At 59.6% G+C, this 21,822-nt stretch carries 19 protein-coding genes; 9 read left to right on the top strand and 10 right to left on the bottom strand.

Translation table 11 applies throughout. The features are described from left to right. Positions 1-228: 228 nt before the first annotated feature. Complete coding sequence (locus AC6IY8_RS15950; protein WP_497775528.1) at positions 229-1,008, bottom strand: carboxylesterase family protein; 780 nt, start codon at positions 1,006-1,008, stop codon at positions 229-231. A gap of 255 nt (positions 1,009-1,263) precedes the next feature. Between AC6IY8_RS15950 and AC6IY8_RS15945 the strand changes: the two genes are divergently transcribed. From AC6IY8_RS15945 to AC6IY8_RS15935, 3 genes are all read left to right on the top strand, one after another. Continuing rightward, on the top strand, positions 1,264-2,238 hold the full coding sequence (locus AC6IY8_RS15945) for a quinone oxidoreductase family protein (protein ID WP_497775527.1): 975 nt from the start codon (positions 1,264-1,266) through the stop codon (positions 2,236-2,238). Between the two features lie 17 nt (positions 2,239-2,255). Continuing rightward, positions 2,256-2,606, top strand: a complete 351-nt coding sequence (locus tag AC6IY8_RS15940; protein ID WP_497775525.1) for a DUF6968 family protein — start codon at positions 2,256-2,258, stop codon at positions 2,604-2,606. A 289-nt stretch (positions 2,607-2,895) separates the two neighbouring features. Then, positions 2,896-3,444 carry a hypothetical protein gene (locus tag AC6IY8_RS15935; protein ID WP_497775524.1) on the top strand — a complete coding sequence of 183 codons (549 nt, stop codon included), beginning with the start codon at positions 2,896-2,898 and terminating at the stop codon, positions 3,442-3,444. A gap of 148 nt (positions 3,445-3,592) precedes the next feature. Here AC6IY8_RS15935 and AC6IY8_RS15930 read toward each other — a convergent pair whose 3' ends face one another. Further along, positions 3,593-4,918 (bottom strand): Hsp70 family protein, encoded by a 1,326-nt coding sequence (locus AC6IY8_RS15930; protein WP_497775523.1) that lies wholly within the window; start codon positions 4,916-4,918, stop codon positions 3,593-3,595. A 165-nt stretch (positions 4,919-5,083) separates the two neighbouring features. On the opposite strand from AC6IY8_RS15930, the gene AC6IY8_RS15925 reads away from it, so the two are divergent. Beyond that, the gene (locus AC6IY8_RS15925; RefSeq protein ID WP_497775521.1) at positions 5,084-6,382 is read left to right on the top strand and encodes a hypothetical protein; all 1,299 of its coding nucleotides are present in this window, start codon (positions 5,084-5,086) and stop codon (positions 6,380-6,382) included. 30 nt (positions 6,383-6,412) lie between these two features. On the opposite strand, the gene AC6IY8_RS15920 is transcribed toward AC6IY8_RS15925, so the two are convergent. From AC6IY8_RS15920 to AC6IY8_RS15885, 8 genes are all read right to left on the bottom strand, one after another. Further along, on the bottom strand, positions 6,413-6,961 hold the full coding sequence (locus tag AC6IY8_RS15920) for a hypothetical protein (protein WP_497775520.1): 549 nt from the start codon (positions 6,959-6,961) through the stop codon (positions 6,413-6,415). A gap of 250 nt (positions 6,962-7,211) precedes the next feature. Further along, on the bottom strand, positions 7,212-7,622 hold the full coding sequence (locus AC6IY8_RS15915; protein WP_497775518.1) for a cupin domain-containing protein: 411 nt from the start codon (positions 7,620-7,622) through the stop codon (positions 7,212-7,214). A gap of 135 nt (positions 7,623-7,757) precedes the next feature. Beyond that, positions 7,758-9,131 carry a TldD/PmbA family protein gene (locus AC6IY8_RS15910; protein WP_497775517.1) on the bottom strand — a complete coding sequence of 458 codons (1,374 nt, stop codon included), beginning with the start codon at positions 9,129-9,131 and terminating at the stop codon, positions 7,758-7,760. Then, positions 9,131-10,561 (bottom strand): metalloprotease TldD, encoded by a 1,431-nt coding sequence (gene tldD / locus AC6IY8_RS15905; RefSeq protein WP_497775516.1) that lies wholly within the window; start codon positions 10,559-10,561, stop codon positions 9,131-9,133. Before tldD ends, AC6IY8_RS15910 begins: the two co-directional genes overlap by 1 nt. Positions 10,562-10,814: 253 nt before the next feature. Then, the gene (gene lpxC, locus AC6IY8_RS15900; protein ID WP_497775515.1) at positions 10,815-11,699 is read right to left on the bottom strand and encodes a UDP-3-O-acyl-N-acetylglucosamine deacetylase; all 885 of its coding nucleotides are present in this window, start codon (positions 11,697-11,699) and stop codon (positions 10,815-10,817) included. A gap of 126 nt (positions 11,700-11,825) precedes the next feature. Next, entirely contained in the window at positions 11,826-12,689 is an 864-nt protein-coding gene (locus tag AC6IY8_RS15895; protein WP_497775513.1) for a hypothetical protein, read from the bottom strand. Between the two features lie 36 nt (positions 12,690-12,725). Then, positions 12,726-13,496, bottom strand: a complete 771-nt coding sequence (locus tag AC6IY8_RS15890) for an SDR family NAD(P)-dependent oxidoreductase (protein ID WP_497775511.1) — start codon at positions 13,494-13,496, stop codon at positions 12,726-12,728. Between the two features lie 220 nt (positions 13,497-13,716). After that, positions 13,717-14,478 carry a gamma-glutamyl-gamma-aminobutyrate hydrolase family protein gene (locus AC6IY8_RS15885; RefSeq protein ID WP_497775509.1) on the bottom strand — a complete coding sequence of 254 codons (762 nt, stop codon included), beginning with the start codon at positions 14,476-14,478 and terminating at the stop codon, positions 13,717-13,719. 114 nt (positions 14,479-14,592) lie between these two features. On the opposite strand from AC6IY8_RS15885, the gene AC6IY8_RS15880 reads away from it, so the two are divergent. The 5 genes from AC6IY8_RS15880 to mnmG all read left to right on the top strand — a co-directional run bounded on the left by AC6IY8_RS15880 (position 14,593) and on the right by mnmG (position 21,807). Then, positions 14,593-15,456 carry an energy transducer TonB gene (locus tag AC6IY8_RS15880; RefSeq protein ID WP_497775507.1) on the top strand — a complete coding sequence of 288 codons (864 nt, stop codon included), beginning with the start codon at positions 14,593-14,595 and terminating at the stop codon, positions 15,454-15,456. A gap of 68 nt (positions 15,457-15,524) precedes the next feature. Then, the gene (gene corA / locus AC6IY8_RS15875; RefSeq protein ID WP_497775505.1) at positions 15,525-16,400 is read left to right on the top strand and encodes a magnesium/cobalt transporter CorA; all 876 of its coding nucleotides are present in this window, start codon (positions 15,525-15,527) and stop codon (positions 16,398-16,400) included. Positions 16,401-16,454: 54 nt separating this feature from the next. After that, positions 16,455-17,273: a class I SAM-dependent methyltransferase gene (locus AC6IY8_RS15870; protein WP_497775504.1), complete on the top strand. Its 819-nt coding sequence runs from the start codon at positions 16,455-16,457 to the stop codon at positions 17,271-17,273. Positions 17,274-17,612: 339 nt separating this feature from the next. Further along, positions 17,613-19,460, top strand: coding sequence for a DUF1570 domain-containing protein (locus AC6IY8_RS15865; protein WP_497775503.1), 1,848 nt, complete (start codon positions 17,613-17,615; stop codon positions 19,458-19,460). A 304-nt stretch (positions 19,461-19,764) separates the two neighbouring features. After that, positions 19,765-21,807 (top strand): tRNA uridine-5-carboxymethylaminomethyl(34) synthesis enzyme MnmG, encoded by a 2,043-nt coding sequence (mnmG, locus tag AC6IY8_RS15860; protein WP_497775500.1) that lies wholly within the window; start codon positions 19,765-19,767, stop codon positions 21,805-21,807. Positions 21,808-21,822 lie beyond the last annotated feature (15 nt).

Genomic DNA, 21,822 nt, shown 5'->3' with positions numbered 1-21,822 from the left:
TTGCTGCTTAGATGCGGGTGAGAGATCTTCGTGCCCGGGAATCAGCGATCATCGGAATAGGAAGTTATCGCTTTCGATCAAACGATACGTTCAAATTTCCTTCCAATCTGGTGGCGAGTATCGTCGAGCGGGTGGCCCATTCAAGTCTTCATTTGGCTTGAGTGGGCCTGTCGAATGTGATCGCTGATCGAAGAATTACTTCGGAGCTAGTTCGTCGCAGACGTCTGATCACGCCCCCGATGCAGCCTTGAGCTGCTGTCCAAAGAGCCACACAGGTAACTGGCTTTCTTCATACACCCGATCCCAGATGAAGTGCCCAGCCCCCTTGTATTCCGTGTATCGAACATCGCCGTGCAGCGCCTTCAGCGCCGCCATCATCCTGCGAGACTCCGTCACCAAGACATTCCTGTCCGCCTCGCCATGGAAAACCCAGACCGGCACGCTCGCGACCATCTTCGCGGTTTGCACGTAGGGATTGTCGTTCGTGTCTGGCTCGCGCTCGGGTGCTGGCCATAGAATCCCGCCGCAAATCACCACCAGTGCTGCAAACCGATTCGGATGGTGGGCTGCGATGGTCCACGTCCCGTATCCTCCCATGGAGAATCCCGTCAGATACGTGCGCTGCCTGTCGCCATTGAATTCCTTCGTCGCAGCCTCCAGCGCCGCCACCGCCTGCGCCTCCATCTGCGGAGATCCCCACGAATCGTCTTTCCGGCATTGCGGCATCACGATCACCGCTCGGTACCGATCCGGGTATTTCCGAACCGAGCTGCCCAGCCCGACATAGCTCTGGCTCACGCCATCATCCCCGCGTTCAATCGAGCCATGCAGAGCGAGGATCACCGGCCACTTCTTTTGCGCCGTCCACTCCGCCGGAACATACACCTCGTATCGATAAGACCGCCCATCCACCGACACCGTACGCTGAACAAACCCCGTCTCAGCCTGCGCCGCAAACCCCGCCACGAACAGGAAAACTGCGATGCCAACCAGTGCTCGAAATTTCATAGCAGAGATGCTACCGCAATCCCATCTTCCCCATTCGGGATAGTTGGACGAAAGCCCTGATATCGCCAGCAATTTGCGTTTAGAGTAAGCTGGCGATAGCGAACGTTCCACTATCGGCTTTCGAGGTAGTCGTCAGTTCTCCGACGAATCAAGTTTTCAAGACACGCGCACTACCCGCGTCCACTTCCGGACCCACATCCCGCCTCGCCCTCGCTCTTCTAGCCATCCCTTCGCCTTCACCGTACAATCTTCCGCATGAAAGCCATCGTCGTCACATCGTTCGAGGGGCCTGCCGCACTCGAACTCCGCGATGTTCCCGTCCCCACCCCCGCCGCTCACGAAACGCTCGTCCAGGTCGAGACCGTCGGCATCAATTTCGCCGATGTTCTCGGAGCCCTGGGCCGCTACCCTTCCACCCCCAACCCGCCCTACATCATGGGACGCGAATTCGCCGGCATCACCGAAGACGGACGCCGCGTCATGGGCTACGCGCAGCACTCCGCCTGTGCCGAGTTCATCGCCGTCTCCGAAGGCTTCTACTGGCCTCAGCCCGAGGGATGGTCCTCCTCGCAGAGTGCCGCTTTCCCCGTAAACTACTTCACCGCATGGCTGCTCTACTGGAAAGCCGGATTGCTCAAGGAGTCCGTAGAGCCCTCGCCCGCGCGCGACAAACAGCGCCCGCGCGTCCTCATCCACGCCGCAGCCGGAGGCGTCGGTACCGCCGCCGTTCAACTGGGCAGCATCCTCGGATTCGAAACCTTCGGCACCGCTTCCAACCCCGAGAAGCTTGAAAAACTCACCCAGCTCGGCCTCACCCACCCCATCGACTACAACAGCGACGACTACGTATCGCGCATCCGCAAACTCACCGATGGTGAAGGAGTCGATGCCGTCTTCGACAGCCTCGCCGGCGAACACACCAGCAAGAGCCTTGCCTGCTGCGCCGAGTTCGGACGCGTCATCCTCTTCGGCAATGCCACCGGACAGCCCGCAAAATTCAACACATCGGCCATGTACAACAAGGGCCTCAGCGCTCACGGCCTCTGGCTCACGAAGCTTTCCGCCAATCACGGCCTCATCCGCCAGGCACTCGACTCCATGATGCCCTACATCGCCAACGGTCAGATTCGCCCCACCGTCGGAGCTAAGTTCCCTGTCAGCGCCGCCGCCGACGCCCACCGATTGCTGCTTGAGCGCAAGAATTTCGGCAAAGTCATCCTTACCTTCTAATAGCTACGAGGGACGCTATGAAACTCGACAGCATCGGAGACGTCATCGCAACCCGTGAATTGTTTCTGGCCAACGACCCTGATCACAAAATCATCGTAAAAATGGGAAAACCGCGCCCATTTCCCGACGCAATTGGTAACGACCACTTCTGCCCGATTCAGATTGCGGGCGCTGGCAGCGAACAGGTGCGCTATGCCGGCGGCGTAGATGCATTCCAGTCCATGGAGCTAGCAATGAAACTCATCGCTGCCGAGCTTGCCGCTCTGAACCAAGAGCACGACGGGCAACTCCGCTGGGAGTGCGCTGACGACGGCGATCTAGGATTTCCGAGCTTCGAGGGATGGCGGATCCCCCACAGCCCGAGGTAAGCTTCGTCCCGTTCCCTTCTAAACCAGCCGCCCCAGGTTCGCGCCGTCCTTTGGCGCTAACCTGGGTTGCGAGCCTGCTCGCCGATTCACTCTCTCCAGCTTCATTTTCCACCGAAATTTTTCAGAGCTGGCGCGGCACATGCATTTTCCGCAGCATCTCACTCCGCAATCAGGGCTCACCAACGGAGGCGTTGCTTCGGGCGATCCAGCCCCGGCTCGTCTGCCTTCACCCATTCACCGTACATGCAGCCGCGCTGCGCCTTCGCCAGCGCCGTAACTGGAGAACAGAATGTTCAAACGATCACTACTGTTTGGAGCCTTATGCGTTTGTGTCCTTGCCGCAGTCTCTGGCATGAGAGTCGCCAGCCACGCTCAGAACGATAATGCCGGCGGAGAAGGCCAGCGCATCAAGATCGGTTACCAGATCGCTCCTGTGCCTCTCGACCTCGCCGGAAAGAACTATGCCCAGGTTGGACTGGGCAGCTATCTCGTCAACGCCATCGGCGGATGCAACGACTGTCACACCCAACCCAGCTACGCGCCCGGTGGAAACCCGTTCCTCGGACAGCCCAAGAAGGTGAACCTAGCCCACTACCTCGCCGGAGGACAAACTTTCGGCCCATTCGTCTCCCGCAACCTGACGCCCGAGAATGGCCTCCCCGCCGGGCACACCTACGAAGAGTTCGTTCAGATCATGCGCAAGGGGACCGACTTCGACCATCCCGGACAGCTTCTTCAGGTCATGCCATGGCCCACATACCAATCCATGTCTGATCGCGACCTGCGTGCCATCTACGAATACCTGCGCGCCATCCCGCCCGCCACGCCAGGCACATAGCTAGACACTCGTTCACTCAATCAACATTCCCACTCGTGTGCGGGTTATCTCTACCATCCCTGCATCTCGGGTGCCCCAGGTTCGTCGCGCGTTCTGCGCGGCTAACCTGGGAATGCCATTGCGCCAGTCCGCGCCCTTCGCAACAAAGTTATCGTTTTGTCCCGAGATGTTGCCTCTCCGCCGCCCGTAGCGCCAACCCTCTCGCCACGGACGTAAACTCATTCCCCGTCCTCACCCGATCGCTCCCGAACCGCGTCTCAAAGATCCTTCTCACCGCCGGAACCAGCGAGGTGCCGCCCGTCAGGAACACGCGATCCACCGCGCGCGCATCCACTCCACTCGCAGTCAGCAAATCATCCACGCATTGCTCGATCCTACCCAAGTCCTCCGCGATCCAGCTCTCAAATTCCGCCCGCGTCACCGGAATCCTCAGCTCCAATCCGCCTTCGCGGAACCGGAACTCCGCTCGCTCCTCATACGACAGTTGGAACTTCAGCCGCTGCACCGCCTGATGCAGTTGATACCCAAGGTCTTCATCCACCAGCATGATCAGCGATTCGATCTTCTCTGGCTCGAGCGAGCGCCTGTGCGCGCCCCTCAACAGCTCCATCACCTGTCGCGTGCGCAGAAACGACAGATAGTGCCAGCGTTCCAGGTTCGAATAGACCCACGCCGGCACCGCCGGCAGCACTTTCTGCCCCGAGCGCGCCATGCTCTCCGACCCCAGCGCCGGAGAAACCAGCTTGCGCACAATGCGCGCGTCAAACGCATCTCCCGCCAGCCCCACACCGCTATTCCCCAGCAGGTCGCGGTCCGTGCGCCCGCGTTTATGTACGCCCGGCCCCACATGCAGCAGCGAAAAGTCGCTCGTGCCGCCACCGAAGTCGCCAATCATGATCAGTTCGTCATGGTCGAGCCCCGACTCATACGCGTAGGCCGCCGCCACCGGCTCCATCTCAAACTCGACATGCTCATAGCCCGCCAGTTTGAATGCATGACGCAGCCGCGCCAGCGCATACGCCTCATCCTCCGGCTTCTCGCCCCCGACAAACTGCACCGGACGCCCCACCGTCACATCGCGCACCGGCACGCCAAACTGCCGCTCCGCATGCATTCGCAAATCGGCCAGCATGCGTGAGATCAGGTCTTCCAGCGTGTAGTTGCGCCCGAGCACTTCCGTCCCGGTCAGCAACCGGCTCGCCAGATACGATTTCAGCGATTGTATGAGCCGCCCTTTGTGCTCGGCCTCGAGATACTGCTCAATAGCCCACGGCCCCGTCCACGATTGCACCTGGCGGGTTCCGGATTTTCGATGTTGTTCAAGATAAAGAACCGAGCGGAAGGATTCCGTCGTTCCAGAATCAGACACAAACCGCACGAGCCCCAGCGAGTTGCCCGACGCGAGCGCAAGTGAGCTGTTGGTTGTTCCGAAATCGATGCCGATAGCAGAGTGCGTTCTTACAGAGGACTTCACACCCCATTATTCCGCATCTGCCGCGGGCAATGCTCAGGCGACCTGAAGCATCTGTGCAAAAAACGCAGGAAATGACATGTAACTAAGCTCTCACCCACTCTCGTTTTTCTGAGCACGCGCATCCAAGCCGTCAACAGGAGCAATTCTCAACTCACGGGTGAGACAATGCGCGCACTATCAGCCAGCTTGCTTCTCTGCATCGCGGTGCTCAATGCAGGTTTCTGCTTTGGAGCCTCTGAGACCCTCAAGCAAGCCACTGTTTCCAGCGGCAGCAAGTTTCGAGTTGAAGTAATGCGCCGCACCCGTATGCGCAAGGACACTCCCATCCGGGGACGCCTGCTCGACCCTATCTACGCCGAGAACAACCTGGTCATTCCGCGCGGAGCCATGGTCGAGGGCCGCATCGCCGACCTTCAACCCGCCGACCACAGCAAGCGGCTCGATGCAAAGTTCCGCGGTGACTTCACTCAGCTCAATCGACCCGTAATCGAGTGGTCGCTGCTCGCCCGCAACGACGGCACCGAGTACTCCTTATCCGCCCGGAGCACTGGAGCCTCCGGAACCACGCTCTTCTTTCACAACGCCCGCCCCCCTCACATCTCGCTTATCCGCCGTGCATGGAGCGGCCTTGTCGAGCGCAAGAACGAAGCCGTCAGCAGCGTGACATCCCATCGCAGATGGGAGCGTCTGCAACGTTATTTCTGGTCGCAGATGCCCTACCATCCGCAGTACATCGATGAAGGCACGCAGTACGAACTGTCGCTCACAAGCGACCTGCGCCTTCCCCTGGTCGCGCACGTCACGCCCGCCAACCTGACCCAGCGCCCACTCTCGCAGATCGTCTCCGTGCGTTCGCGTCTGCGAACCGTGCTTGACTCCGGCAAGGCTCACGCCGGAGATCCGGTTGAAGCCGTCGTCACCGAACCCGTCGTGGATTCGCAGAACCAGATGCTCATCCCGCAGGGAAGCGTATTACACGGGCGCGTTCTCCGCGCCGTTCCCTCCGGACGCTGGGGACACAACGGTATCCTGCGCTTCACCTTCACCGAAGTAAGCTGGCCCTCCGGTTACAAGCAAAGTGTCGAGGCCACACCCAGAGCGGTCGAGGGCAGCTCAGATGCAAAACTGCAGGTCGATGACGAAGGCGGCGTCGCGCGCCAGACCAGCCGCTCCATCGCCGCCCCGCTCGTCATGGGACTGCTCTCGGCCTCGGCGCTTGGCGATGAAGACGGGGGCCTTACCAAAGCCGCAGTTTCCAGCAACGGCTTCGCGCTCATCGGCCACCTCGCCGCGATCGGCATCGGCTCACGATATGTAGGCGGAGGCATCGGTGCCGTCGGCACCGGACGTAACATCTACACACACTGGCTTGCCCATGGCAAGGAAACGCGTTTCGATAGCGATACCGAGATCATTCTCGAAGTCTCGCCCTCGCACGAGCGCCGCCCGAATTCCATGCAGTAATGCGACTTTTATGGATTGTTTGTGTCGATGTTATTTGAAACGTAATCCGCGGAACTCAATATCCGGTTGAGCCTGGTTCCACTCCGCCGAGATGTGTTCCAGCGTAAGCCTCATGGTTCGCGTCTGCCCCGGCCCCAGCGGAGCTTTCGCCAGATCGGTTGCTTCCTCGTCGCCACCCAACGAATGAGGAACTAGCACGCGCATCGGCACCGGCTCGCTCTGCACCGTCTGCCCCAGCGTGTCTTTGAATGCCGCCTGAATCGTGCCGCCCACAACCGTCTTCGGGCCGTTGTTCTTCACCACAATGTCGATGTATGTCACCGTCGCACCAACAAAGTTGTCTGCCTGACTCAGCTTCACCTTTTCGACTGTAAGGTTGGTCGCATAAGGATCGGCGGTCTTCGCGACTTCCTTTTTCGAGCGCCCCAGCACGGCAATGATGCCCACCACCACCAGCACCATCACGAATCCCACAATTAGCGGAGTCCAGTTGCGCGGCTCTTTTTCAACGTGCGGCGCACCAAACAGAACAGGCTCGGCAGGCGTGGTTTTCGGAGTGATGTCTTTCGGTTCGGTCATGGCAGGCTCATTCTAGCCCACACCCACACTTATGCGCGAGAGCAACTCAGGATTCAAACCGCCCAACTCGACAGGTGCCCCACCCTTAAACTCGGCTTCATCGAGTTTTGGGTGGGGCTAGTTGCTCCCGCTCTTACTTTGCTTTTCTCTTGCTTTTGCTCTTGGCGTTGTTCTTGCCTTCGCCTTTGATTTCGGTGTCATTTTGAGCGTAGCTAAGGACCTCGGGGTTGAATTTGCTGTTGCCTTTGATCTATTTCCCCACTGGCGTTGTCAGCGGCTTTCCCTTCTCCGCAAAGAACGTCACCAGCATCTTCACCGGCGCTGTGCCTTTCTCGTTCGAGGCATAGTGCACCTTCTCTGCCGGAATAAAGATGTAATCACCCACGTTCAACGTCTTATCCGCCTGGCCATCGACGTGAAACATCACCGTCCCCTCCTGCACATACGCAAAGAGGTCGCCCGCATGAACATGGTTCGGCTCGCGGCTGCCGGGAGGCAGTTGTGTAATCACCAGCACGCCTTCCCGCCCCGGCACGCTTAGATCGTTCTTGCCCAATACCGTGCGCGAAGGCCCCGCTGCATTCTGTTGCGCAAACATTGAGAGTGTTGCGAGGGATATAGCAAACACCACGACGAGCAAAGTCCATCTCGAATGCTTCATTCCGACTCCTCCAACCTGCCTGAGGATGGACGAGGAAAGCCCAGCTTAGGATGCTCGCAAAAAAAACTCGCGACCAGCATGGCCGCGAGTTTCATCTGATTCTCAAACTGTAGTGCTCCGATGCGATTGCCAGCGCTACTCTCCCGCCACCGTCATTCCCTCAATCCGCAGTGTCGGACACGCAATCGAGCCGCGCCAGACAAGGTCACTGCCGATCTCCGCTATGTTGCTGAACATCTCGCGCAGATTTCCGGCCACAGTAATTTCTTCCACCGGATACGCCAGCTCGCCATTCTCAATCCACATGCCGCTCGCGCCGCGCGAGAAATCTCCGGTCACCAGGTTCACTCCAAAGCCGAGGAACTCCGTCACCAGCAGCCCCTGCTTCACGCCCTTGATGATTTCCTCCTGCGACTTTTCTCCCGGCAGCAGATAGAAGTTGCCGTTGCCGATCCCCGGTGTTCCCGCCAGCCCGCGCGCGGCGTTGCCCGTTGTCGCCAGCCCCAGCTTGCGTGCCGTGTAGGTGTTCAGCAGATAGCTCTTCAGCTCGCCATTCTCGATCACCGTCGTGCGCCGCGTCGGCACGCCTTCGCTGTCAAACGGACGCGTTCCATATCCGCCGACAATCGTGCCGTCATCGATTACCGTCACGTTGCTGCCAAATGTCTTTTCGCCCAGCTTGCCCGCCAGGAACGAAGCATGGCGATAGATCGCATCTCCATTCGCTGCGTCGAAGATGTGGTCAAGCAGCGCGCCCGCCGTCTGCCGATCGAACACAATCGGCACCTTCTGCGTCTTCACCTTCCTCGCGCCCAATCGCCGCAACGTGCGCTCGGCGGCCACGCGTCCCACCTCTTCCGGCGAGTCCAGCTTCTTCAGCGTGCGCGCCACCGAATACCAGTAGTCGCGCTGCATATTTCCCTCAGAATCGCTCGCAATCGGCACCGCCGAAATCGAACAGTACGACGACCGATACTCGCCCACAAATCCATGCGAGTTCGCTAGAACCTTGCGTCCAATGCTTGCGTCAAACGTGCCGCCATCGCTGTTCGTCAGCCGCGAATCGACTGCCAGCGCCGCCCTCTCCGCGCGCCGCGCCATCTCGATGCGCTCCGCATTCGATAGCGAATACACGTCGTCGTAGTACAGCCCGAGATCGCCTTCGATCTGTCCCAACTGCTCCGGCGCGGGAATCCCGCCCATCGGATCTTCCGACGTGATCTTCGCCAGCGCAATCGCGCCGCGCACCAACTGCTCCACGCCTTCCGGCGAAAGATCGCTCGTCGAAGTATTGGCCGCGTGCCTGCCTACAAACACCCGCACGCCCAGCGCTCGCGAGCCTGATTCCTTCAAGGTCTCGACCTCGCCGAGCCGCACCACGGTCGAGAACTCCGAGCCTTCGGCCACCACGGCCTCCGCCGCCGAAGCGCCCAGCGTCACCGCTTTCTGCACCACGCCCGTAGCCAGTTCGCGCAGATTCACTTCCACCGGAGTGACTGTCGTCGCCATTATGCTGCGCTCCCCGTGCCGCCCACCGTCATGCGGTCAATCTTCAATGTCGGAATTCCCACTCCCACCGGCACGCTCTGCCCATCCTTGCCGCAGGTCCCTATGCCTTCATCCAGTTGCAGATCGTTGCCCACCATGCTCACTCGCGTCAGCACGTCAGGACCGTTGCCAATCAGCGTTGCATCCTTCACCGGAGCTGTGATCTTGCCGTCCTCGATCAGGTACGCCTCACTTGCGGCAAACACAAACTTGCCATTCGTGATGTCCACCTGCCCGCCGCCGAAGTTCACCGCATAGAGCCCATATTTCACGCTCTTGATAATTTCTTCCGGAGCGTCCTCGCCGGCCAGCATGTACGTGTTCGTCATGCGCGGCATCGGAATATGCTCATAGCTCTCGCGTCGTCCGTTGCCGGTGTTCGGCAGCCCCATCAATCGAGCCGAGAGCTTGTCGGCCATGTAGCCCTTGAGAATGCCGTTCTCGATCAGCATCGTGTTGTTCGTCGCGTTGCCTTCATCGTCCACGTTGATCGAGCCACGGCGCTCATTCAGCGTTCCGTTATCGACCACCGTACACTTGTCGCTCGCCACCCGCTTGCCCAGCAGCCCCGAGAACGCCGACGTCTTCTTGCGATTGAAATCCGCTTCCAGCCCGTGACCGATCGCCTCATGCAACAGCACTCCCGGCCACCCCGGACCTAGCACCACCTGCATCTCGCCCGCCGGACACGCCACGGCGCTCAACTGCAGAATCGCCTGCCGCGCCGCTTCCTGCGCAAAGTGCTCCGGCGTCTTCTCCGTCAGGAACATGTCGAACTTGTGCCGTCCGCCGCCGCCCGAGTTTCCCTTCGCACTCTGCTGACCGTCGCGTGCGATCACAAACACGCTCATGCGCGACAGTGGCTGCACGTCTTCGGCAAACGTTCCATCCGACCCAATCACCAGGATGCGCCTTAACTCATCGGCATACCCTGCGCGCACTTCCTTGATCCGCGGATCAAACGCGCGCGCCGCCTTATCTGCCCGGAACACAAGCTCCACTTTCTTCGCCAGCTCCACATCCGCAGCCGCATCCGTTACGGGATACAAACTTGGACGCGCATTCTCCTTCAGGCTCACTACCGGAGTCTTTGCCGGGCCGCTCGCAATCAATGCCGCCGTGCGCGCCGCATGCAGAATCTTCTCCGGCGCAAGATCATCGGTATAGGCATACCCCGTGCGCTCCCCCGTCACCACGCGAACACCGCATCCTGCGCTGATGCCCTGCGACGCCGACTTCACCATCGACTCATCGACCGACAACGACGTCGAGGTCAGATATTCGAAATACAGATCGGCGTAATCGCCACCGGCCGAAAGCGCCGCGCCCAGATACTTTTCAAGGTCGCGCTCATTCAGCCCATACTTCTCAAAGAAAAACCGCTTGTCCATATTTTTGCTCACAACAGATTGGATGCCCTACCCTGCGCGAAGTAGCAGACACGGGCCTTGGAGTACCGATTATAGAAGAGAAGGAAGGCCACCCCAGAGTTGACCTCTGCGCGGCGCGCGGCCAGAGCTGGCTTCATGGGGTGAAAGTGTCCCAAAGTTAGTTTTTGGATGGAGGGTGGCCCAGAGTTGGCGTTTTTCCAACTATGGGTCCGCTTGCATCTGCTCCAATGCTTAGTCCTACGACGTTCTAGCCCTAATCTGCCACCGCTGCTGGATCCAACTCCGACTCTTCCAGCGACGTCAGCTCCCACGAAGACGGGTCACGCAGCAACCGGCTCACCAGCGCCGTGTGCATCGCGTGCCCAGCGCGATCGGCCTCAACCCTTCCCAGCACCTGATGCCCAATCAGCGACAGATCGCCGATCAGGTCCAGCACTTTGTGGCGCACAAATTCATTGGGGAAGCGCAGCTCGCCGTTCATAATCCCCTCGCGCGTAAGCACAATCGCGTTCTCTTCCGTTGCGCCGCGAATCAGGCCCATATTGCGCAGCGCCTCCACTTCATGCAGAAAGCCGAAGGTCCGCGCCGGGGCGATATCGCGCGCGTAGTCGCCACGCGACAGATCGACCGTGATCGACTGCTTGCCGATCAGTGGATGCTCAAAGTTGATCGTGTAGGTGACCGAGAAATTCTCTGCCGGATACAGCCCGAGGAACTTCTCTCCATCGCGCACCTCGACCGGCTTCATCACGCGCAGATACTGCCTCGCCCGCCGCTGCTTGCGCAGGCCGACCCGCTGCACCATTTCGACAATCGGCAGTGCGCTGCCATCCAGAATCGGCAGTTCCAGGTTGTCCAGCTCCACAATGGCGTTATCCACGCCCATGCCGACAAACGCCGAAAGCACGTGCTCGGTCGTCGAGATCAGCACGCCTTTCTTCATCAAGCTCGTGGCATAGCTGACCTTTGCCACGTTGCGTCCTGTGGCTTCCACCTGGAAATCGTCCAGGTCCGTCCGGCGAAAAATAACGCCCGATCCCGGAGACGCCGGCACAATGCGCATGCGTACCGGGACGCCGCTGTGAAGCCCCACGCCCGAACACTCAACCGCCGCCCGAATTGTTTGTTCTGAAATCAAACGGTCGCTGTAACCTGCTTACCAGTATTCAGGTTACAGCCAATCTGGCGCAATTCGCTGTGGGATTTTCGCCACACTCCGTGGCTCCGCCGATCCACCACCAGCACTTCGCAGCCAGCGATATGCCTACTTCTTCTTTGCCCGTGGATTGTACGTCTTCGGATCGTAAGTCACCTTGGCGTCGAACAGATCTGGCTGCAACGCAACGTTATATTCCACGTGCGTCAGGAAGTTCTGACCCGTGATTTCGCCATCGCGTCGGCTCGTGATCGTGTACGGCGTGGCGATTCCCTGCACGGTGCGATAGTTGCCGTAAACCGTCTCGTCTTCCACCTTGTACTTGTCCTGATCGCGCCACGTGTACCGCCGATTGATCGGAAGATGGCTATGGATGTCCAGTCCGATCGTGACCTCGTCATTCTTTGCGCTCAGAATGCTGACTACATCAATCATCTGCTGATCGGCCACTGACTGGCCTTCGTACAGCACCACGGTCTTCGGATCCTTCATCCACTCGCGCATCACCACTTCCAGCGAGTGCCTGCGACGGCGCACAATTTCCTCCATCGTCTTGTCGTCTTCGGCCGACGTGCCCTTGAAGGTTCTTTCATACCCCTTGTCGCCGTTGTAGATATAGACCACATCGCGCTGTTTCGTCAGTTCGCGCCGCTCCTTGTCGGGATACTCAAAAAAGCGCCAGAACAGCGTTCCCGCCGAGTTCGGATTGCCGTGATAAAACGAATAGCTCCGTCCCTCCCACTCGCAGGTCTTGTACGTAAGCCACGCGTCGCCGCCAAAGGCTTTCACCATCTGGTCCAGCAACTGCCGCGCTTTCTGGCTCGATACATCGCCCGTCGCGGTCTTTGCCGGAGCCGCACTCGATGCCGGCGGCGCGTCCACCGACGTAGCATCCTGCGCCACTGCGTTCTGAATCAACATCGCCGGAACCACACACGCACCGAGCAGCAGCAAAAGCCATTTCTTCATCATTCCGTTCGTCCTCTTGCACCTTGCCACACCTTGCGATCAGCCCACCAGCACCGCGCCGCCGTTGACATTAAAAACTTCACCTGTGATAAAGCCCGCGTGCGGCGTACATAAGAATAGAATCGGCCCGGCGATCTCTTCCGGCTTCGCAATTCGGCCCAGCGGAATCAGGCTCGTGTACTTCTTCTGCAATTCAGGATCGGCCATCGCCGGTGCCGACATATCGGTCGCAACCCAACCAGGCGCTACGCAATTTACATAGATGCGATCTCGCGCCAGCTCGGTCGAAAGCCCCTTGACCATGCTGATGATCGCCCCTTTCGTCGCCGCGTAGTCGCAATGAAACGCTTCGCCGCGCTGCCCCGCCGTCGAGCTGACGAGCACGATGTGCCCTTCGCGCTTCGTCCGCTTCATCACCCGCACAGCCGATTTCACCAGCAAAAATGCGCTGTCCAGGTTCGTCGCCATCGTCGAGCGCCACTGCTCATCGCTCATCTCGTCAATCGGCTGGTCATGCGGAGGCCACACGCCATGGTTCACCACCAGGATGTCCAAATGTCCCCAGCGCTCGACCGTCTCCTCCACCAGCATTTCTTCCGCACCTTCGCCAATCAGATCGCTCTGCACGGCGACAGCACGATCCGCGCCCGCCGCAATTACCACCCGCTGCGCCGCCTCGGAATTCTTCTGGTAGTTGAACAGCACGCTTGCGCCCGCCTGGGCAAACATCCTTACGCACGCCGCGCCAATTCCCCGCGACCCACCCGTAATCAGCGCAACCTTGCCTGTGAGATCCATTGGGACACTCATAAGGGCTTCTCCATTTCGCTCAGAAACTGAACAGAATATCGAGTGTTCCTCGAACCCACCATCTTAGAACGCACTCCACCCCATTGGGGAGCCGCAAACGACACAGACTCGCTCAACTTCGGAATGAAAGGGGTGTCATCCTGAGGCGCAGCCGAAGGATTCCAGCCGCCGTCAGCACCATCACCGCCGCCCCCGGTCACCAACCTCCCAACCGCGCCCCCTAATCCCTCGCGTTCTCAAAATCTGGAGACCGCACCGCCAACCTCTCATGCCACGACCGCGCCTCGTTGATGAGCTTTTCGAATATTCGCCGCGACACTTCGTTTTTCTCGAATGTTCTCTCCGGATGCCATTGCACCCCCAGGACCCACTGCTCGCTCGACGTGCCCTCGACGGCTTCGATGATTCCATCCTGCGGCGAACGCGCCACCACCCGCAGCGCATCCCCCGGACTCGCAATCGACTGGTGATGACTCGAGTTCACCGTGATCGCCTCCTGCCCCGTGATCGACGCCAGCTTCGAATCCGGCTCGACCTGTGCCGTGTGCTCAATCACCTCTGTCCGCGGAGCTCCCGGCGTGCGCGAATGCTGCACCGGCGATTCAATGTGCTGCACCAGCGTGCCATTCCGCCACACATTCAGAGACTGTGTGCCATAGCAGATGGTGAGTATTGGCTTCCTCATGTTGTGCGCGTCCTGCAGCAACAGCTCGTCAATGTTGTCGCGCGACGCGTCCGCCGGAGCCGTCTTTGCATGCCGCTCCTCGCCATATTTCTGCGGATCGACATCCGCGGGCGACCCCGGCAGCAGCACTCCATCACACGACTTAGCTAGCTGCGCGGCTTCCACATTCGAAAGCTTCAGGTCGATCACCACCGGCTCCCCGCCAGCGCCCTCGATAGAACGTACATACTCGGGCAGGGCTCGCGACGAGTATTCAGGATCAGAATTCGGCACAGGAATAGCAATGCGCGGTTTCATGGCAGTAGATGGTACCGCGACAACCGCACGAGACAAAATGCGTTCAGCGTTCTCGGAGTTACATGGTGAGTAATTCTGGACAGAGAAAATCGAGTGACATACGATGCAGAATCAATGATCACGACGACAAAGTATACGAGTCTGCGCGCCGGTCTTCTCTCGTTACTGTTGCTGCTGATGTTTGTTTCGCCCGCGCTTGCCGAGCAGAGCCGTCTTGAAAAGGAGCTCGGAGCCCTGCTTCAGAACAAGATCGTTCTCATTCGCGGCTTTTATAAGGGTTCAACGCTCCATTATGACGCGAACGGCAATTTGCTCGGCAAAGCCGAGAAGGGGTACTGGGCGAGTGATGGACTCTTCGAAATCTCTAAGATCTCAGTCGACAAGCACGGCGTCCTCGCGGTAAAAGGCAAGCGCGTCATCAGCAAATTCGATCAGGATACTGGCCGATTCCTAAATATAAGAACCAAGACCTCCGTCGATATTCGCCTCTCACTCGACCCGTCTTTGCAGGATGCAGCTGCCGCTCAACCGGTTCTCGAAAAGGCATTCGCCACCGACTGGAACGCGGGCCTCACGGAAGTTCTGCCGTCCTACTGGCGATGCTGGACCAATGGAACCATCACCGGAGATAAGGAACACGGCTGGCGATGCTCGCTCAAGGACTCACAACTCGCCCCTAAGCTCGGGGAGCCTTTCAGAGTAGGCGGAGATATCTTGCCGCCCAAGATCGTGTCTCATCGAGATCCTGAATTCACGGACGTGGCGCGAAAATATCGAATTCAGGGCAGCACCGTCTTATCGGTCATGATCGATGAATTCGGCGTTCCGCATCTGACGGGAATCGTTCGTCCACTCGGCGCCGGCCTCGACGATGCCGCAATCGCAATCCTCGAAGGCTGGCGTTTTTCGCCCGCCCAACGCAGAGGAAAGCCCGTGGCCGTCACCGTGCATATGGAAGTTAACTTTCGGCTCTATTGAGCCGTTTTGATGGACGCGAGATATAAGCCCGCGCGTCTGCTTCGTCGCATCTCTACAATGTGAACTCGATGGAAACAGTCCTCTCTCAACTCGCCTGGTTCGACGTAGCCGATCCGAACTCGCCTGAACTCGACGAACTCGCCCGCCGCTTCAATCTTCACGAATTGCAGATCGAGGATTGCCGTCATCGTCCGCAGCGTCCCAAGACGGAAGAACACGACGCCTACATCTTCACCGTGCTCAAGCACATGCACAACAACGGTGAACTCGAGTTCGACGACTTCGATGTCTTCCTTGGCCCCGACTACCTCATCACCGTGCGCAGCGCCGACTCCGCCGTCTTCGAAAAGGTGCGCACCCGTGCCGAGCAGGAACACGTCGATCGCCTCGACCGTCTCTTTTACATGATCGTCGATCAGATCGTGGACGAGTACCAGCCTGTGCTGGACAAAATCGCCGATGATATTTCCGACATTGAGGACGTGGTGTTGTCCAGCCCCGATCCCGATGTTCTCGCCCGCATCTTTTCCCTGAAGCGCAAGCTCATCGAGTTCCGCCGCGTCGCCAGCGGCATGCGCGAAGTCGTGAACGCCCTGATGCGCCGCGAAAAGGGCCTGCTCGGTGACGATCTCGACGTATATTTCCGCGATGTGTACGACCACATTGTCCGTACCGTCGATTTCATCGAGACCTACCGCGACCTGCTCTCCGGCTCGCTCGACATCTACCTCTCGGCCGTTGCCAATCGCACCAACGAAGTCATGAAGGTTCTCACCATCTGGGGAACCGTCGCGCTTCCGTTGGTCATCATCACTGGCTTTTTCGGTATGAACCTGCACCTGCCATGGACCGACAATCCGCACGGCACCGCCTACGCCGGAGCGCTCATGATTCTCTCCACTGCAGCCGTGCTGCTGTATTTCAAGCGAAAACACTGGTTCTAGTAGCCGCGAACCACTCGCGCAGCATAAGATATCGGGTTTTGATCGGAGAGGTTCATGCCAGAGCAGGTTTGGGATAGTTTTGCGCGATTGAATGCCGGAGAGCGTTTCAAAAAGCAGTCCGCGGAAATGGGTGCCGACACCACCTCGGCGGTTGTGCGCGAGGCGCAGCTCGCGCCCGGACTGCGCGTTCTCGATGTCGCCTGCGGAGCGGGCGAGCCCGCCATTTCCATCGCCTCCGCCGTCGGAGAGCAGGGAACTGTGGTCGGCCTCGACATGGCCGCCATGCCTCTCGAGGTCGCTCGCGAGCGCGCTCACAAGCGCGGCCTTCGCAATGTCGAGTTCCTCCAGGGTGATGTCCACGCCCTGCCATTCGGCGACGAGTCCTTTGATCGCGTTACCAGCCGCCTCGGCGTCATGTTCTTCAGTGATCTCCCCCAGGCGCTTCGTGAAATGCGCCGCGTGTTGCGTCCCGGCGGACGCGTGTCTCTGCTCGCCTGGGGTCCCATGGAGCAGCCTTATTTCGACATCACCATCGGCACCGTGCGCCGCATCCGTCCCGGCCTGGAAATCCCTCCAGGCGCCAGTTCGATGTTCAAGTTCGGCCAACCCGGCGCGCTCTCGACCGCCCTGCACGCGGCAGGATTCCAGCACGCCGAAGATCGCATCCAGCCCGTCAAATGGGACTGGCACGGCACCCCCGAGGAGCTCTGGGATTACTTCCGCGGAGTCACCGTTCCTTTCCGCCCACTATTAGAAAAGGTGGATGGCGACGCCGAGGTGGACCGGGAAGTACTTGCCGCCATTCGGCAAACCTACGATGGCGAGTTCGTCCGCCTCCAAGCACAAATGGTCCTCGCCTCAGCCACGAAGTAACCAAAACCCAAGCACCGCAGGCGAGAACGATGCCCTGTGCCGTAGCGACGTCCCAAGCACTGCGGGCGAGAACTCCGTGCATCCTAGCGAAGCGCTAAGCACCGCGGGTGCCCCATATACGCTTGCCTCTTTTGGCAAGCGCATGTGGGATCTAGCGAAGAAGGCGCGAAGCGCCCTCCAAAGTTTCTTCCTTTGCCTTTCGCCTTTGTTCTTGCTCTTGCCTTTGTTCTTGCTTTCGCCTTTGCTCTTGCCTTCACCCTTCCTCCCCCGGTCTAATCCCCCATTGACGTCCCACCCCTCCACCATCATCATTCCTAAACAGTCCTGAGAAGCCACCCCATGATCCGACGCGCCCTTTTCTTTCTCGCTCTCCTCGCCACCATCGCTCCCCTTGCCTCCGCCCGCACCGAAAACTGGATCGAGGTTCGCACTCCGCACTTCACGGTCCTCACCAATGCCGGAGAAAAACAGGGCCGCCGCGTTGCCGATCAGTTCGAGCGCATGCGCGCCGTCTTCCACAAGCGATTCCCCACCGCGCACGTCGATTCCGCGTCTCCCATGGTTGTCCTCGCTCTGCGCGACAAGCGGGACTTCGAGGCTCTCGAACCCGAAGCCTATCTCGCCAAGGGTCAACTCAGCCTCGCCGGATACTTCATGCGCACCGAAGACCGCAATTACATCCTGCTCCGACTCGATGTCGAAGGCGACCATCCGTACGCCACCGTGTACCACGAGTACACCCACTTCATCACGTCGCGCGCGCAGGAGTGGATGCCGCTCTGGCTCAGCGAAGGACTCGCCGAGTTCTACTCGACCACCGAGATTCAGGAGAAGGAAGTTGGCCTCGGTCGTCCCAGCGTCGAGAACATCCTGCTCCTGCGCCAGAATCGCCTTCTGCCGCTTGCCACCCTGCTCGCCGCCGACCAGAACTCTCCCTACTACCACGAAGAGAACAAGGGATCCATCTTCTACGCCGAGTCCTGGGCTCTTACTCACTATCTCGAAATCAAGGACCTGCAGAATCACACCCACCAGATCAGCGAGTACGGGCGGCTTGTCATGAATAAGGTGGATTCGGTCACAGCTGCCACGCAGGCTTTCGGCGACCTCAAAGTGCTCGAAAAGAATCTCCAGCGCTACATCGAGCAGGGCTCTTTCATCTACCTGCGCGTGCCCGGTGCCACTGAAATCGACAGCTCGGCATATAAGGTCGTGCCCATGACCATCAATGACACCGACGCCATCCGCGCCGACATCATGGCCCTCAACAATCGTGTCAACGCCTCGCGCACGCTGCTTACCCATGTCCTGCAGCAGGAGCCCAATAACGTCTCCGCTCGCGAAACCCTTGGCTACATCGCCTTCCGTGAAGGCAAACTCAAGGAAGCGCAGGACTGGTACGAGCAAGCAATCAAACTCGATTCACAAAGCTACCTTGCGCACTACTACTTCGCCGCCATCACCATGCGCGAAGGACTTCCCGCCGAACGCCTCTCACAAATCGAGTCCAGCCTCCGCCAGGCCATCAAGCTCAATCGCGACTTCGCTCCGGCCTTCGATGAACTTGCCCGCTTCTATGCCATGCAGCGCAAGAATCTCGATGAAGCCCGCACTCTCAATCTGCGCGCCATCGAACTCGAACCCGCCAACCTCGGATTCCGTCAGAACGCCGCCAATCTCCTCATGATTGCCCAGCGTCCCGACGACGCTCTGCGCGTGCTCGACGCCGCCAGCAAACTCGCCACCTCTCCCGAACAACTCGTCGCCCTCGATTCGCAAATCCAGTCCATCCAGCACTACAGATCCGAACGCGAACGCTGGGAACGCCAGACGAGCGAATCCCGCGAGCAATCGACCGACACCACTGCCGTCACGGTCGAGGTTGCCGACACCGACTCCACTCCCGAGCTCGAACATCATGGCCCGCGCCGAACCGCCCGGGGCACGCTGAAGAACATCCAATGCGGCTCACCGGCCACCATGCACCTGACCCTCACCGGAGGCGCCAAGCCCATCGAACTGCGCACCCGCAACTACTACAAAATCGAGTTCACCGCTCTTGGCTTCACCCCCACGGGCGAACTCAACCCCTGCCACGACCTCGACGGCATGAAAGCCAAAGTGACTTACTTCGAAGGCGCCACCACCACCGAAGGCCAGCTCATCGCCATCGAAATGACGAAGTAGCCAACAACCTGCTTCTTGCTCACACACTATTAATTGGGTCAGAAAACAACCTTCGAATCGGCGCCAACCCCAAGCACTGCGGGCGAGAACTCCGTGTGTGTTAGCGAAGCGCCAAGCACCGCGGGTGCCCCATATACGCTTGCCTCCTTTGGCAAGCGCATGTGGGTTCTAATAAAGAAGGCGCGCAGCGCCCTCCAAAGGTTCTTCCGTTGCCTTTCGCCTTTGCTCCTGCTCCTGTCTTGCTCTTGCTCTTCAGCCAACTCTCAGGGCCAATCCACCTTGCTAAAATACTCCTAAGCCGTCCATGACCTTCTCCGAACACTTCGACATTGCCGTTGTTGGCGCCGGACACGCCGGATGCGAAGCCGCCATGGCAGCCGCGCGCCTCGGACTGCGCACCGGACTCTTCACCCTCAACGCCGACCTCATCGCGCAAATGTCCTGCAATCCCGCCGTCGGAGGCATCGCCAAGGGCCACATCGTCCGCGAAATCGACGCCCTCGGCGGCATCATGGGAGAGGTCACCGACGCCGTCGGCATTCAGTTCCGACTGCTCAACACATCTCGCGGACCTGCCGTCTGGTCACCCCGCGCCCAATGCGATAAGCAGGCTTACCGCGTCAAAATGAAGCAGGTTCTGGAGTCGCAACCTAACCTCCAGATCAAACAAGCCGAAGTCGCCGAACTCATCGTCGAGGACGACGCCCAATCCTCCGACCGCCGCCGTGTCACCGGACTCCGCCTGCGCGACGGGCGCATCATCGCCGCCAAAGCCGTCGTCGTCACCACCGGAACCTTCCTCAACGGCCTCATTCACTGCGGCGAGCAGACCTATCCCGCCGGACGCAGCGGCGAGCCCGCTTCCATCCATCTCGGTGAGAGCCTCAAAGCACTCGGTCTGCGCCATTGCCGCCTCAAGACCGGAACGCCCCCGCGTCTCGACGGACGCACCATCGACTTCTCGCGTTTTCAGCCGCAGCCCGGCGACCCCGAGCCCACGCCCTTCAGCTTCCGTACTAAGAAGATTACGCAGCCGCAGATCTCCTGCTACATCGCCAACACCACGGCTGAGACGCATCGCATCATCCGCGAGAACGTGCATCGCTCGCCCATGTACAGCGGCCAGATTCACTCCACCGGCCCGCGCTACTGCCCGTCCATCGAAGACAAGATCGTCAAGTTTCCCGACAAGGAAACTCACCAGCTCTACCTCGAGCCCGAGGGCCTCGACACACACGAGATCTACATCAACGGCATGAGCACCTCTCTGCCTGTCGAGGTGCAGCTCGCCATCCTCGCCTCCATCCCCGGGCTCGAAAAAGCCGAGATGCTGCGCCCCGGCTACGCCATCGAATACGATTCCATCGACCCCACCGAACTTGAGCGCACGCTTGAAACCCGCAAAATTCGCGGCCTCTACCTCGGCGGACAAATCAATGGCACCAGCGGCTACGAAGAAGCCGCCTGCCAGGGTCTCATGGCCGGAATTAACGCAGCGCTCGCCGTTAAAGGCGAGCCTCCCTTCACCCTCAATCGCAGCGAAGGCTACACGGCCATCCTCATCGATGACCTCATCAGCAAGGGAACCAACGAGCCTTACCGCATGTTCACCTCGCGCGCCGAGTTTCGCCTGCACTTGCGCATCGACAACGCCGACCGCCGACTCACCCCTCACGGACGTCGCATCGGCCTCATCTCTGACGAAGCCTGGGCCGCCTACGAAGCGAAGCAATCGCGCATGTCCCACCTGCGCCACCAGTTCGAAACCCAGCGCATCCCCAGCTTGAGTGCTCCTGAACTCACAGGTGGCCCACATCCGCCCTCTGTTGGCGAATGTGGGAATCCACTGCCCTCGAACCACCTGCTTACCCTCCGCGAAAAACTCGGCCCCGCCTCCGTCGCCGGACAAACCTGGGCGCAACTTCTTCGCCGCCCCGAGATCACCATCGATGACCTCACGCCCATCTGCCGCCAGCTCGCTCCCGAATTCTTCTCCCACGATGGCCTCGACGCCACGAGTGCAAACGAACCTCTCCCGCGCTCCGTCTGGGTTGAACTAAAGTCTGTCGAAACCGAAGTGAAATACGCCGGTTATCTCCAGCAGCAGGAAAAGGCCATCGAGCGCCTCAAGAAAGCCGAGACCAAAACCATCCCCGAGTGGTTCGACTACTCCAGCGTCAGCGGCCTCTCCCGCGAGATGAAGGAAAAGCTCACCCGCCTCCGCCCGCAAACCATCGGCCAGGCTTCGCGTCTTCCCGGCGTCACTCCCGCCGCCGTCTCCCTGCTCAACGTGTACATCGAGATCCAGTCCCGCCAGCGCAAGCAAGCCAGCTCCCTCGCCGAATAGTTCCCGTTTTGCCCC

Source organism: Koromonas soli (assembly GCF_059726265.1).
This window is presented reverse-complemented; position numbering and strand designations above follow the sequence as displayed.

Excerpts from the sequence above, each read along its gene's own strand:
- AC6IY8_RS15950 (WP_497775528.1), bottom strand. The coding sequence starts at position 1,008 with ATGAAATTTCGAGCACTGGTTGGCATCGCAGTTTTCCTGTTCGTGGCG.
- AC6IY8_RS15945 (WP_497775527.1), top strand. The coding sequence starts at position 1,264 with ATGAAAGCCATCGTCGTCACATCGTTCGAGGGGCCTGCCGCACTCGAA.
- AC6IY8_RS15940 (WP_497775525.1), top strand. The coding sequence starts at position 2,256 with ATGAAACTCGACAGCATCGGAGACGTCATCGCAACCCGTGAATTGTTT.
- AC6IY8_RS15935 (WP_497775524.1), top strand. The coding sequence starts at position 2,896 with ATGTTCAAACGATCACTACTGTTTGGAGCCTTATGCGTTTGTGTCCTT.
- AC6IY8_RS15925 (WP_497775521.1), top strand. The coding sequence starts at position 5,084 with ATGCGCGCACTATCAGCCAGCTTGCTTCTCTGCATCGCGGTGCTCAAT.
- AC6IY8_RS15920 (WP_497775520.1), bottom strand. The coding sequence starts at position 6,961 with ATGACCGAACCGAAAGACATCACTCCGAAAACCACGCCTGCCGAGCCT.
- AC6IY8_RS15915 (WP_497775518.1), bottom strand. The coding sequence starts at position 7,622 with ATGAAGCATTCGAGATGGACTTTGCTCGTCGTGGTGTTTGCTATATCC.
- AC6IY8_RS15910 (WP_497775517.1), bottom strand. The coding sequence starts at position 9,131 with ATGGCGACGACAGTCACTCCGGTGGAAGTGAATCTGCGCGAACTGGCT.
- tldD (WP_497775516.1), bottom strand. The coding sequence starts at position 10,561 with ATGGACAAGCGGTTTTTCTTTGAGAAGTATGGGCTGAATGAGCGCGAC.
- AC6IY8_RS15895 (WP_497775513.1), bottom strand. The coding sequence starts at position 12,689 with ATGATGAAGAAATGGCTTTTGCTGCTGCTCGGTGCGTGTGTGGTTCCG.
- AC6IY8_RS15890 (WP_497775511.1), bottom strand. The coding sequence starts at position 13,496 with ATGAGTGTCCCAATGGATCTCACAGGCAAGGTTGCGCTGATTACGGGT.
- AC6IY8_RS15885 (WP_497775509.1), bottom strand. The coding sequence starts at position 14,478 with ATGAAACCGCGCATTGCTATTCCTGTGCCGAATTCTGATCCTGAATAC.
- AC6IY8_RS15880 (WP_497775507.1), top strand. The coding sequence starts at position 14,593 with ATGATCACGACGACAAAGTATACGAGTCTGCGCGCCGGTCTTCTCTCG.
- corA (WP_497775505.1), top strand. The coding sequence starts at position 15,525 with ATGGAAACAGTCCTCTCTCAACTCGCCTGGTTCGACGTAGCCGATCCG.
- AC6IY8_RS15870 (WP_497775504.1), top strand. The coding sequence starts at position 16,455 with ATGCCAGAGCAGGTTTGGGATAGTTTTGCGCGATTGAATGCCGGAGAG.
- AC6IY8_RS15865 (WP_497775503.1), top strand. The coding sequence starts at position 17,613 with ATGATCCGACGCGCCCTTTTCTTTCTCGCTCTCCTCGCCACCATCGCT.
- mnmG (WP_497775500.1), top strand. The coding sequence starts at position 19,765 with ATGACCTTCTCCGAACACTTCGACATTGCCGTTGTTGGCGCCGGACAC.